Source organism: Anaerotignum propionicum, assembly GCF_024461735.1.
Classification (GTDB): domain Bacteria; phylum Bacillota; class Clostridia; order Lachnospirales; family Anaerotignaceae; genus Chakrabartyella.
Genome location: NZ_JANGAD010000004.1, coordinates 44,013 through 56,074 on the forward strand (window position 1 = coordinate 44,013; position 12,062 = coordinate 56,074).

The following is a 12,062-nucleotide window of genomic DNA, read 5'->3' on the forward strand; positions in this document are numbered from 1 at the left end:
TTTTTTACATCTAAAGTTATTCCTATTCTTAGGCAGTTAGGATGTATCTGCTTCTTGCATTAATGCAGGGGTTTCTCCTTTACAGTCACACAAGCACTAGAGAGCTGGGTGGCAACGGGGGTTTTAAATTTTTCCCGATAAAAACTAAGCAAAGGAATGATTTTAGGATTATCTACAACGATATATTTTGCAGGTAGGTTTGTAAGTGCGATTGCAATCACATCAGCAGTGCATCTTGGGCAGGAACAAACCTCAAACATAGTTTGAAACTCTTCCAGACGTTCCAATACCAATTTCTCGTAAACATTCACATAGTGAAAAACATGCTCCTTGGGTGCTTCCACAGGTAGGGCCTGATGAGTGATTATAGTGGAATCAGCCACGTATGTTTCTTCCTTGGGTTGCATCTGTGACTCTGGGATAGGAACCTCCGCTGTGACTTCTGTAACCGGTTCAATAGTATTTATATCCACAGATTCTTCCACAGTATTTTCTTTCTCCAAAAGCTCATTTTCCATAGGTTCTTGTGCTACGGAGGAGGGGATATCTTCCTCTTCTATAAGAGCCTCTAAGTTTTCATTTATTTTTTCCGAAATGGATTTATCATTGGAAGGTTCGATTCCCATAAACATTAAGTCATTTGACACATCAGAGCCGGTATTATCAATTTCCATTTGTTCATCCATAGCTTGATGCTCATCCTTTGCCTTAGAAATCAGGTTTAGGACATGGGCGGTCTTATTGGTTTTACGCGCCATTTTAATACCTCTTTTCAAATAAATAATAAACAAAGCATATCATGAAACGTCATAACAGGCACTTGTTATGGGATATGCTGTAAAAGTTAGATTGTTGATTCAGAGCAATAAGTTAAAAAAAATGCAGTGAAACACCCCTATTTATTGAGGGGATGCAATGAACCCTTGATTATTTTCTTGCTCTCTTACAACGAATTAGGACTTCTTCAATGAAGTCGATATAATCAAGAGTTGGCTTTGATCTGGGAGCATACATCAGCACACAGGAACCGTGGGCAGGGGCTTCAGCAACTGCCACGCTGGCTCTAATTTTAGCAGAAAAAACAGAGGTATTCAGCTGACTTGCAATTTCGTTTGCCATATCAGCAACTTCAAGGGCTAGATTTGTACGACTATTATATTTTGTCAAAAGCAAGCCCAGAACATTTAATTTTGAATTATAGAATTTCTTTACCGTTTGTGCGGTCTCCTTTAATTGGCTGACGCCCAAAAGGCTCAGAATCTCGGGAACCATAGGTACAATCAGGTGATCAGAGCAAACATAGGCATTCACTGTTAATATATTTAATGCCGGCGGTGTGTCAATTATGATAAAGTCATACTTATCCATGACAGATTCCAGTGCCTCTTTCAGAAGGTATTCTCTTCCGGAACGGTTAAATTCAAGCTCCGCACTGCTTAACAAAATATTTGAAGGAATGATATCACCATATTCTGTTTCCTGAATCACATCCTCAATGTTCGCTTCGCCACGAAACACGTCGTAAATCGTTGCTGTATTTTCTATATCAAGCCCTAAGGAGAAGCCTAAGTTTCCTTGTGGATCTAAATCTATACCAAGAACTTTATATTCTTGAAGGGATAAGCCTGTAATAAGCGTGGCGGTGGTTGTTGTTTTCCCTACCCCACCTTTTTGATTTGTTAAAGTAATGATTACTGACACGAGTATCACCTCATAATTTTTAAATTGTGGTACCAAACTATTAATAAAAGTATACTATATGTCGAAAAATAAGTATAGAGGAAAATTAGATAAGAATGGATATTGAGCACATCATTTACTATATTGAAGGAGGAATACTATGGCAACAATATCAAGCCTCACTTCTACGTCATCATCCAGTAATGCATATGGAAGCCAATCAAAGGGAATTGGTGGTCTTGTCAGTGGTTTGAATACCGATGAATTGATAGATGGAATGACGGCGAGTACAAGAAGTAAGATTGCAAAGCAAAAGCAAAATAAAACCTTATTGTCATGGAAGACAGATGCTTACCGGGCAATTAGTGATAAGCTGGTAGGATTTGCTGATAATTACACATCGTACTCATCCAGCACAAACCTTTATAGTGCAAATTTTTACTCAAGAAGTGTAATTACCCCATCTGGGAGCAACAGCAAATATGTTACAGCCAGTGGAAGTGTTACCGGGGATCAGCAGTTCACTGTAAATGGGATTAAGCAATTGGCACAAGATGCAAACTTTACTACAACAGAAACATTATCAGATAACTACATACAAACCGGCGCAGTTAATTTTGGCAATGAGGATGTATCTACGTTATTGGGGAAAGCCTTTATCGTTAAATATGGAGATAAACAATATACTGCATACATGCCTCCGAAAGAAGGGGGCGGCCCTTATACCAATGCGGAAGAAGTAGCAAAAGGCATGAATAAGGCATTAGAAAATGTAGACATTGGCGGAAATAAAACCTTAGCCAGCGTTATGAATGTTTCTGCTGATGGAGAAACATTAAACTTTAAAAATACCAGTGAAGCTGGCAATGCTTTAAAAATTGTCAATGGCGATGCCGAACTTTTCAAAACGTTGGGAATTATTTCAGGTTCTTCCACCATTATGGATAAGAGCATTACATCTTCTGGATTAAATGCCCTTGCAGAGATTAAACCGGAGGACCTGAAAAAGGAAACAACTTTTGCTGAAAGAATGAAGGGCAAATCCCTTTCCTTTGAATACAATGGCACAAGAAAGGTCATTACCTTTAATGATGAAACAAAACTAAATGAGACAGATTTCAAAAAGTATTTGCAAGATGAATTGGATACCGCATTTGGTAAAGGCAGAGTTCAATTGACGCAAGGCAGTGATAATACGTTTCAATTTAAAACAGTACTCCCATCTGGAGCCGAGGATAAATCATCTGTACTATACGTTTCCAGCTCCTCTATTGGTATTACGGGAGAGGGCAGTGTTTTTGGCATTGAGAATGGCTCATCAAATAAATTGAACCTGACAACAACCCTAGAAAAATCAGGAATAAAGGATGTTGAAAATGCAGGGCTTGTGGATGGTAATGAATATGAAATTACCATTAATGGGGAAAGTATTAAAATTAAATATGAAAAGGATAAAACATCACTGAAGGACATTATGAATGCGATCAATTCGAATAAAAGTGCCGATGTGAACATTTCCTATCAAACCAATAGTGATTCCTTCTCCATTGTTTCTTCACAAAATGGTGCCTCTGGTTCTGTAACAATAGGCGCTAGAGATGCGGATGGGAATGTAACTCAATTAAATGAGCTGGAACAATTGCTTTTTGGTAAGCGTAACGCTGATGGGACCATTGATTCTAACAATAAAATGTTGAATGGAAAAGAGGTCAAAGGTCAGGATGCAATCATCCTGGTGGACTATGACGGAGAAGGCGGAGCAGATGCCACGGAAATTTCTCGTTCAACAAATTCTTTTAATCTAAACGGAATGAAGATTGTAGCGAACAATACCTTTGGCTATCAGGATAATGGGTCTGGTGCACTGGAGTATGTGGGAGGAACAGAGGGCATTAAATTTAGTGCCAGCGTTGACACAGATAAAGTAATCAAAGCTATCAAGAGTATGATTGATGAATATAACACCTTGGTTGCGGATAGTAATGCGGCAATTAAGGAAAAACGTGACAGAACTTATACTCCTCTAACAGATGAACAAAAAGAGGACATGTCAGAGTCAGAAATCACTGCATGGGAGAAGAAGGCGAAAGCAGGTCTGTTGTTTGGAGATTCAGATATATCTAGCTTAGCAAACGATTTAAGATTTGTTTTTATGAAGACAGGCAGCGAGAGTAATCAATTATCTGATATAGGTATTTCTGTTTCTTCAAGTTGGTCTGATAATGGTAAAATAACACTGGACGAGACTAAGTTGAAAAATGCATTGCAGGACGATCCCGAGAGAGTTAAAGAGCTTTTTACAGAGGAATTGACAGATAATAACCTTATGACGGGCGGGGTTATGTCCAGAATGAAGGCAATCACAGATAAGTATGCTGCAACTGTAGGGGCAACAAAAGGTAAATTAATAGAAAAAGCCGGTAATGCAAAGTCCCCTAGCTCAATGCTTAAAAATGCTTTGCTTACAGAAATGAACGATATTGATAAAACGATAAAAAAATATGAAACAAAATTAAAATCAGAGCGAACAAGATATCAGAACCAATTTACACGATTAGAAGTGGTTATGCAGAAAATGAACACCCAAAGTGGTTGGCTGAGTCAATATAGTAGCCAGTAATTGGTTGAAAGGGTTGGCATACAATATGAACAATTATGGTTATCAAAATTATAAACAGCAGTCCGTTAGCACAATGACCTCCGGTGAGCTATTGACGCTTCTTTTTGATGAATCCGCAAAAAGGCTTACTAAGGCAGAGATGGCAATAAAGGCTGAGAATTTTCCTGAGTTTGATGCATCCATGAACAGGGTCACGGAGATCATCAGATATCTAGACTCGACTTTAGATAAGACTTATCCCATCGGGCAAGAAATCTCTAAGCTGTATGAGTTTTTCCAGTTTCAAGTTGCCAGAATTAAAGCGGGAAGAAATGTTGAGTTGATTCACAATTTAAGATCTATGATTTTGGATCTTAAAAATACCTTTAAAGAGGCGGATCGTATCACCCAGGCGGAGTTGGTGAAAAATTAGAATCTTAGAGGATGTGCCAATATGAATACAGCATGGATGGAGATTATACTAAACCTCCAAAAGAAATATAATAAGGCAAATGAGTTGCAGGATGTTACAAAGCAAATGGCGGACTGCTTGCAGCGAAACGATTTATATGCGTTCGAGCTGTATCTAGAAATGCGCACAGAAATTATGCTTGAACTAGATAACTTGCAGTACATACAAGAAGAATTGATACGAAAATTGTCTGAAAAAGAGGAAGCTTTGGTGAAAAGCGTACTGACATTAGACGTGGAAGCATCATTTCTGGAAAATCAAGATTTTAGGCGAATGAACGAAATCTATTGTAAGATAAAAAGAAGCGTGGAAAGCACAATTCAATTTGATAAAGCAATTAGCCTTAAAATTGGAGGGAATGATTCTTTTTATAGAAATAAAGAGGAATAAACACCTGCTCAGTACATACTAGAAATAAAAAAAGGCTTATGCATGGAGTGTGCATAAGCCTTTAATAATGAATGACAAAGATATGTGAGTAGACTAGGAGGCTTTTTCGATGGACCAAAATGGACCTCCTGAACTTGCAGAATATTTTGCTTCATCTAAGATTGTTTGAATATCCCAAGGTTGTTTGCTATTTTCTGGGCTTTGGGAATCGGCAATCAAAACCTTGCCATTAGGTGTAACACCACGAAGAATAATAAAATGCCCTTGGGAAGTGAATAGTCCGCGATCCATGAGCACCACTACCAATTTTCCCCCAGAGAGCTCTTGAATAATGGTTTCTTTTGTGGGGTTTTTCAAACTCTTTGAGACAAGGCCATAATTTTGTGCGCCTTTTGGAATGATGGAATGGTAGGAGCCACTGTTGTTACAAAAATGACCATTGTCAAAAGCCCATTTTGCAGTGATCTCGGGAGTCACTTCATTTTCTGTCAGGCTGCTAACCACCATGGCAAGGGTGGTAGGCCCACAACCAAAAACACCGATGATATTATCTCCGCCGTAAAATTCCGTTCTCCAGCGAGAATCATTCTGGGAATAATAGACCAAGTCAATTGTGTCGGAATGCAGAGTGGTTTCTTCTGTTTCCTTTTTGCTTTCTTCTTTTTTTGTTTTTTTTGAGGATTCTTTTTCCTCAGCGGCTTTTTTTTCAGCCGCGAGAGCTTTTGCTAAAGCAGCCGCTTCCCGCTTTGCATCAAAAGCTGCCTTTTCTGTTTTTATTGTTAATACCAGTTGAGAGGCGTGCTGGGAGACACCGTTTATAAAATAATCCACATCCCATGGGGTTATGCGGGTAGCAAATAAATACAGAAAGAACAAAAAGCTGATATATGTTCCAACAAATACTGTACTAAAAAATTTTCTTCCATTATTTTTTTTCCGTTTTCGTTTTTTCATATAATCCAACCATATTTTCCTTTACTCACATCACCAAGAACTTTGCCGTTTTGCATTGTAATCACACGCTTTTTCATGATATCCACAAACTCTTTTGCATGGGTGGCAATAATGATTGTGATTCCCAATTGATTGATTTCATTAAATAAAGACATGATGTCAAGGGAAGAATCATAATCAAGATGGGCAGTGGGCTCGTCAGCAATTATAATTTTCGGATTATTTACCACAGCCCTTGCCATAAGAACTTTAAAGGTTTCGCCGCCTGACAAATTACTGGGATAGTCATACATTTTTTTACTCATTCCAACCAGACCAAGGGCCAAAGGAATGGCCTCTCGAATGGATTTGCTGGAATGACCTGTTGCTAGCATGGGTATTTCTAAATTTTGATAAATAGTTTTATGATCAATTAATAAACAATCATGATTAATGATACCCAAAAGTCTTCTGTAATAGGGAAAATCTTTATGGTTCAAACTGCCTAGTGAGAGATTATTTACAGTAATATCTCCTGTTGTTGGCTTTAATTCCCCTGTTAAAAGGTTAATTAACGTACTCTTTCCTGAGCCTGTTTGCCCCACAAGAAATACAAAATCCCCATCCTTTATTTCAAGAGAAACATTTTCCACACCCATTTCATTATTTGGATAGGTTTTTGATACATTATGGAATATAATCAAAATTCTCATGCCTTTCAAATAAGTTTGATTTAGACAAATAAAGCCCTATTTCTACCTTTTAGTATAACACTGAAGCGAAAAATTGTATATACCGCTAAATAATAGAAAAGAAAATATTTCAGTGCAATTTTTTATTTCATTATATCCAATTTGGCATAATTTATAAGGTTACATTGTTAAAAAACGCAAAAAAACTAAGAATAAAATACAATTATTGGAAGTATTTTTGAGGACAAAATATAGGGGCCAAAGTATTATTTGAAAAATATTTGTATTCTATTGTGGAAGGGTGCCGTAGCATATTTTGTAATATGATTGATATTTTTTGTAGAATATTGTATATTGAAAAGAAAATTAGATTTGCTCTTTTGTTGGATATAAAAGGAGGTTGTTTTCATGCTTCAGGAATTTAAAAAGTTTGCGTTAAAAGGAAATGTGATTGATCTGGCTGTAGGTGTTATCATAGGTGGTGCTTTTGGTAAAATTGTTACTTCGTTGGTAAATGATGTTTTGATGCCCATTCTTGGCTTGCTTTTGGGAGGAATCAATTTTGGGGATTTGAAGTACGTCATTACCCCTAGCGTGGGAAATGTGCCCGAGGTAGCAATTTTATATGGTTCTTTCATGCAGTCTATTGTTGATTTCTTGATTATCTCATTTTCTATTTTTATTTTTATTAAGATAATTTCAGTGAGAAAAAAGGAAGAAAATCCTGCACCCCCACAGCCTGCGGCAGAGGTCTTATTATTGGAGGAAATTAGAGATTTATTAAAAGAAAAATAATAGAAGAATTTTAAAAAAGACACGGGAATTTTTCTCTGTGTTTTTTTTATTTGTCATGTCTTTTAAAATTGTGAATTCATAATTTGATGTTTGTTTAGTCATTTGGATAAAATAAAAAAATCCACTCAACACGAGTAGATTTTAAAAGCTAAGTCACAATAAAATACCAATATTTGTGTTCAAAACAAAAACGCACACTATTTATTCCAAATATTTCTTGATAATACAAGGCTTCTTGATATTTTTATGAGCTTTCTGGTAATACTGCAAAAAGCGGATGATGGGAATCGAACCCACCTCTAAAGCTTGGGAAGCTTTCATTCTACCGATGAACTACATCCGCGAAGATATGTATCTATTATAACAGAAGATTGCCAACTGTAAAGCGTGAATTTAAACAAAAATTTTACAAATTCGGAGAATATTTTATCGGTTGCTTTTGTTTCCGACGGACATAATAAAGTCGCAATCATTATTATTTTTTTAGAAATGCGAGGGATGGGTATGGAAAAGTTTGTAATTCATCATACAGACTTGCTTCAAGGTAAAGTTCGTATTAGTGGTGCAAAAAATGCGGCTTTGCCAATTTTAGCAGCCTGTTTATTAACACAGGAGCCCTGCATTATTGAGAATGTTCCGCCTCTCACGGATGTTTTGAATATGCTGGAGATTTTGAAAGGTTTTGGTGCAGAAGTTTCCTATGATAAGGAAAAAGAAATTATATCTATTTGTGCAAAAGAATTGACATCAATTGAAAGTTTTTATGAACAGGCAGGGAAGATGCGCGCCTCCTTTCTTGTGGCGGGACCATTGCTTTCCAGATATGGTCAAGCAAGATTGCCCCATCCCGGAGGCTGTCAGATAGGAAGCAGACCCATTGATTTGCATTTAAAAGGCTTTCATGCCATGGGGGCGAAAAGTAAGCAGGAACACGGAATCATAGAATTAACTGCAAAAAAGTTAAAGGGAGCAAATATTTATTTGGATTTTCCCAGTGTTGGGGCAACGGAAAATATTATGATGGCAGCAGTTCTAGCAAAAGGCAAAACAGTCATTGAGAACGCAGCAGCAGAGCCGGAAATTATAGATTTAGCTGATTTCCTTAGAGAATTAGGGGCAGATGTGCAAGGAGACGGCACTGATACGGTGGAGATAATTGGTGGGAAAGAACTTGGAGGTACCAAACATCAAGTGATTCCTGATCGAATTGAAGCGGGCACTTTTATGGTAGGAGCGGCAATTACAGGTGGAGACATTATTCTTGAGAATGTAAGAGAAGAACATTTGAAACCGGTAATTGCAAAGCTTGCGGAATGCAATGTGAAGATTGAAACAATTCCAGAAGGACTCCATGTATATAGAAAAGGAAAGCTTCAACCATTACAATTAAAAACAATGCCTTTTCCTGGATTTCCCACAGATATGCAAGCACCTTTTATGAGTTTAATGACTGTGGCGAAAGGAACCAGTGTCATTACAGAAACGGTATTTGAAAATCGGTTTACCCACGCTGGTGAGCTTCAGCGAATGGGTGCAGATATTCGAATTGAGAGTCGTAATGCAGTGATTGAGGGCGTGGATGAGTTGACAGGCAGTAAGGTACGTGCAACGGATTTAAGAGCGGGTGCAGCGTTGATTCTTTCAGCTTTGGCAGCAAAGGGGGAAACAGAAATAGGTGACATTCACCATATTGAGCGAGGGTATTATAAAATAGACGAGAAATTAAGGGGCTTGGGCGCAGATATTCAGCGTACCGAGGAAAATTAGCAATTATATAGCAAATCTTAACTGTATTTTAATTGCCTTACGATTGTTAGGATGTTATACTGTCAGCAACCTAACAATCGGAGGTGATTTTATGGAGTTTCAGTCAAAATTTTGTGTGGAATTAAAATCTATTGTCAATTCTATTTGCAGACAAATCGCCCAACAGCCAAGTAATAAAGAAGCAGAAAACTTAACTACAATGCAGATTTGGATTATTCACTATCTTTATGACAATCAGGATAGAGATGTTTTTCAAAGGGATTTAGAAGCTGATTTTAATATTAGAAGATCAACTGTATCAGGTATTCTGCAGATTTTAGAAAGAAAAGGATATATCACAAGACAAAACGTTGCTCATGACGCAAGGTTAAAAAAAATAACCCTTACAGAAGATGCAAATCGTCTTTACCGTGATATCTTACAACAGCTTTGTCTTATGGAACAGAAAATGACAAAAAATATTTTGGATGAAGAGTGGATGGTTTTTTATAAGGTGCTTGAGAAAATAAAAGAAAATTTGGTTGATTTGAAAAAAAACGAGATGGACAAATAAATACATAACAATCAATGTTTGTGAGAGACCGGGGAAGAAAAGAAAGAGAGTGAACTATATGGAGAATAAAAAGAAGCCGTTTATATATTATTGGATATTGGCCTTATTGGCCATGTTTCTTTTCAACACCTTTTTATTACCTTTGTTTACAAAGGATGCAATGGAAAAGGTAAGCTATGATGTGTTTTTAAGTGATTTAAAAAATGAAAATGTCAGTGAAGTGCAGGTTAATGAAGATAATATATATTTTATTTTAAAAGGAACCAAGGATGGGGAGACCGGAGTTCAGCCGGAGAAGGTTTATGTAACCAGCCGTATGGATGATAGCATGCTTGTTGATCGGTTGGACAATGCTGGGGTTAAGTTTAACGAAGTAAAGCCGAAAGAATTTTCACCACTTATTAGCACCGTGGTCATGTTAGTTGTATTTGCTTTGTTCTGGCGATTTGTTATGAGTAAGATGATGGGAAAGATGGGCGGCATGGGTGGTAACGCCATGTCCTTTGGTAAGTCCAACGCAAAGGTTTATGTGAAAGCTCAAACAGGAAAGACCTTCGTAGACGTGGCTGGACAGGATGAGGCAAAGGAAGCCCTCACCGAAATAGTTGATTTCCTTCACAACCCATTTAAATATACGGTGGTTGGGGCGAAAATGCCAAAGGGTGCCTTATTGGTAGGACCTCCGGGAACAGGAAAAACTCTTTTGGCACAAGCTGTCGCCGGAGAAGCAAATGTACCATTTTTCTCCATATCCGGCTCGGAGTTTGTTGAAATGTTTGTTGGTATGGGTGCTGCCAAAGTGAGAGATTTATTTAAACAGGCTAACGAAAAAGCACCTTGCATTGTATTTATTGATGAAATTGATACCATTGGCAAAAAGCGTGATGGCGGAAATGGAATGGGTGGCAATGATGAAAGAGAGCAGACATTAAATCAGCTTTTAACGGAAATGGATGGGTTTGACGGCAAAAAAGGTGTTGTCATTTTGGCGGCTACAAACAGACCGGAAACATTGGATAAAGCATTGCTTCGTCCTGGTCGCTTTGATAGACGTATCCCTGTGGAATTGCCTGATTTACAAGGAAGAGAGTCCATTCTAAAGGTTCATGCACAAAAAGTAACCATGGAAGATAACATTGATTTTGGTCCGATTGCAAGGGCGACAGCCGGTGCATCTGGGGCTGAGCTTGCAAATATTATTAACGAGGGTGCCCTAAGAGCCGTTCGCTTGGGTCGTTCTAAAGTAAGTCAAAGCGATTTAGAGGAGAGTGTAGAGGTAATTTTAGCAGGCTATCAACGAAAAGGTGCAGTTGTTTCCAAGCATGAAAAGGAGATTATCGCCTATCACGAAGTGGGACATGCACTGGTTGCGGCAAAGCAGAAAAATTCTGCTCCGGTTCACAAAATTACCATTATCCCAAGAACCTCAGGAGCCCTCGGCTACACTATGCAGGTAGACGAAGGAGAATTTTTCCTTATGGATCGGGAAAAAGCTTTTAATAAAATTGCAACTTTAACAGGTGGACGTGTTGCAGAGGAAATATGTTTTAGCTCTATTACCACTGGCGCTTCTAATGATATTGAGCAGGCAACCCGAATGGCAAGAGCCATGATTACCCGCTATGGCATGAGTGAAGAGTTTGGCATGGTAGCTCTGGAAACGGTGAATAATCAATATTTGGGTGGGGATACCACACTGGCATGCTCTAACGAAACCGCCGCAAAAATTGACAAAGCTGTCATTGAAATGATAAGGGAAGCCCATGACAAAGCGTATGGGATAATCTCGGAAAACAGAGAAAAGATGGATGAAATTGCTGCATACCTTCTGGAAAAAGAAACGATAACCGGGGACGAATTTATGGAGATTCTAAACGGTGAAAAGAAAGAAAGAGACGAAGAACTATAGACCTTGGGCTTCGCCAAAATCTTTTGAAAAAAAGCAAGAGCCAAAAACTTTTATAAAAAATAGGGTGTCGACAAAGTTGACACTCTCTTTTTTAAGCGTTTATTTAAATATTCTTGCATAGTTTTAAAAGTATTTGAATCTCTAGGATAGCCAATGAGGTATGGAAAATTTGTAACAAAAAAAGGGGTGTCTACGATGTAGGCACCCCTTTAAAGTTTAAGGACAATTGGCATAGAAGTGCTGTTTGTTCCAAAGATAGTTTTAGGATGGAA

At 37.9% G+C, this 12,062-nt stretch carries 11 protein-coding genes and 1 tRNA gene; 7 read left to right on the plus strand and 5 right to left on the minus strand.

What is annotated here, in order from left to right; all coding sequences use genetic code 11:
- Nucleotides 1–59 precede the first annotated feature (59 nt).
- Together NE558_RS06770 and NE558_RS06775 are read right to left on the minus strand one after the other, a co-directional pair.
- Nucleotides 60–758, minus strand: a complete 699-nt coding sequence (locus NE558_RS06770; protein ID WP_256149208.1) for a late competence development ComFB family protein — start codon at nucleotides 756–758, stop codon at nucleotides 60–62.
- Between the two features lie 169 nt (nucleotides 759–927).
- Nucleotides 928–1,701 carry a ParA family protein gene (locus NE558_RS06775; RefSeq protein WP_256149209.1) on the minus strand — a complete coding sequence of 258 codons (774 nt, stop codon included), beginning with the start codon at nucleotides 1,699–1,701 and terminating at the stop codon, nucleotides 928–930.
- A 139-nt stretch (nucleotides 1,702–1,840) separates the two neighbouring features.
- On the opposite strand from NE558_RS06775, the gene fliD reads away from it, so the two are divergent.
- From fliD to NE558_RS06790, 3 genes are read left to right on the plus strand one after another with little or no spacing between them, the layout of a single operon-like run.
- Nucleotides 1,841–4,300, plus strand: a complete 2,460-nt coding sequence (gene fliD, locus NE558_RS06780) for a flagellar filament capping protein FliD (RefSeq protein WP_256149210.1) — start codon at nucleotides 1,841–1,843, stop codon at nucleotides 4,298–4,300.
- A gap of 25 nt (nucleotides 4,301–4,325) precedes the next feature.
- On the plus strand, nucleotides 4,326–4,712 hold the full coding sequence (fliS, locus tag NE558_RS06785) for a flagellar export chaperone FliS (protein ID WP_256149211.1): 387 nt from the start codon (nucleotides 4,326–4,328) through the stop codon (nucleotides 4,710–4,712).
- 21 nt (nucleotides 4,713–4,733) lie between these two features.
- Nucleotides 4,734–5,141 (plus strand): hypothetical protein, encoded by a 408-nt coding sequence (locus NE558_RS06790; RefSeq protein WP_256149212.1) that lies wholly within the window; start codon nucleotides 4,734–4,736, stop codon nucleotides 5,139–5,141.
- Between the two features lie 93 nt (nucleotides 5,142–5,234).
- Here the strand turns inward: NE558_RS06790 and NE558_RS06795 are convergent, their stop codons facing one another.
- Nucleotides 5,235–6,095 (minus strand): C39 family peptidase, encoded by an 861-nt coding sequence (locus tag NE558_RS06795; RefSeq protein WP_256149213.1) that lies wholly within the window; start codon nucleotides 6,093–6,095, stop codon nucleotides 5,235–5,237.
- Nucleotides 6,092–6,787, minus strand: coding sequence for a cell division ATP-binding protein FtsE (locus NE558_RS06800; protein WP_256149214.1), 696 nt, complete (start codon nucleotides 6,785–6,787; stop codon nucleotides 6,092–6,094). The genes NE558_RS06795 and NE558_RS06800 overlap by 4 nt, the downstream gene beginning before the upstream one ends.
- 387 nt (nucleotides 6,788–7,174) lie before the next feature.
- On the opposite strand from NE558_RS06800, the gene mscL reads away from it, so the two are divergent.
- Nucleotides 7,175–7,561: a large-conductance mechanosensitive channel protein MscL gene (gene mscL, locus NE558_RS06805; protein ID WP_256149215.1), complete on the plus strand. Its 387-nt coding sequence runs from the start codon at nucleotides 7,175–7,177 to the stop codon at nucleotides 7,559–7,561.
- Between the two features lie 272 nt (nucleotides 7,562–7,833).
- On the opposite strand, the gene NE558_RS06810 is transcribed toward mscL, so the two are convergent.
- Nucleotides 7,834–7,904 (minus strand) — tRNA-Gly (locus tag NE558_RS06810).
- A 161-nt stretch (nucleotides 7,905–8,065) separates the two neighbouring features.
- Here NE558_RS06810 and murA point away from each other — a divergent pair.
- From murA to ftsH, 3 genes are all read left to right on the plus strand, one after another.
- Entirely contained in the window at nucleotides 8,066–9,328 is a 1,263-nt protein-coding gene (murA, locus tag NE558_RS06815) for a UDP-N-acetylglucosamine 1-carboxyvinyltransferase (RefSeq protein WP_256149216.1), read from the plus strand.
- 91 nt (nucleotides 9,329–9,419) lie between these two features.
- Nucleotides 9,420–9,881, plus strand: coding sequence for a MarR family winged helix-turn-helix transcriptional regulator (locus NE558_RS06820; RefSeq protein ID WP_256149217.1), 462 nt, complete (start codon nucleotides 9,420–9,422; stop codon nucleotides 9,879–9,881).
- Nucleotides 9,882–9,939: 58 nt separating this feature from the next.
- Complete coding sequence (gene ftsH / locus NE558_RS06825) at nucleotides 9,940–11,790, plus strand: ATP-dependent zinc metalloprotease FtsH (protein WP_256149218.1); 1,851 nt, start codon at nucleotides 9,940–9,942, stop codon at nucleotides 11,788–11,790.
- Nucleotides 11,791–12,062: the final 272 nt, after the last annotated feature.

Bases quoted from the DNA above. Each gene is read 5' to 3' on its own strand.
- NE558_RS06770 (WP_256149208.1), bottom strand. From the start codon at position 758: ATGGCGCGTAAAACCAATAAGACCGCCCATGTCCTAAACCTGATTTCT.
- fliD (WP_256149210.1), top strand. From the start codon at position 1,841: ATGGCAACAATATCAAGCCTCACTTCTACGTCATCATCCAGTAATGCA.
- fliS (WP_256149211.1), top strand. From the start codon at position 4,326: ATGAACAATTATGGTTATCAAAATTATAAACAGCAGTCCGTTAGCACA.
- NE558_RS06790 (WP_256149212.1), top strand. From the start codon at position 4,734: ATGAATACAGCATGGATGGAGATTATACTAAACCTCCAAAAGAAATAT.
- NE558_RS06795 (WP_256149213.1), bottom strand. From the start codon at position 6,095: ATGAAAAAACGAAAACGGAAAAAAAATAATGGAAGAAAATTTTTTAGT.
- NE558_RS06800 (WP_256149214.1), bottom strand. From the start codon at position 6,787: ATGAGAATTTTGATTATATTCCATAATGTATCAAAAACCTATCCAAAT.
- mscL (WP_256149215.1), top strand. From the start codon at position 7,175: ATGCTTCAGGAATTTAAAAAGTTTGCGTTAAAAGGAAATGTGATTGAT.
- murA (WP_256149216.1), top strand. From the start codon at position 8,066: ATGGAAAAGTTTGTAATTCATCATACAGACTTGCTTCAAGGTAAAGTT.
- NE558_RS06820 (WP_256149217.1), top strand. From the start codon at position 9,420: ATGGAGTTTCAGTCAAAATTTTGTGTGGAATTAAAATCTATTGTCAAT.
- ftsH (WP_256149218.1), top strand. From the start codon at position 9,940: ATGGAGAATAAAAAGAAGCCGTTTATATATTATTGGATATTGGCCTTA.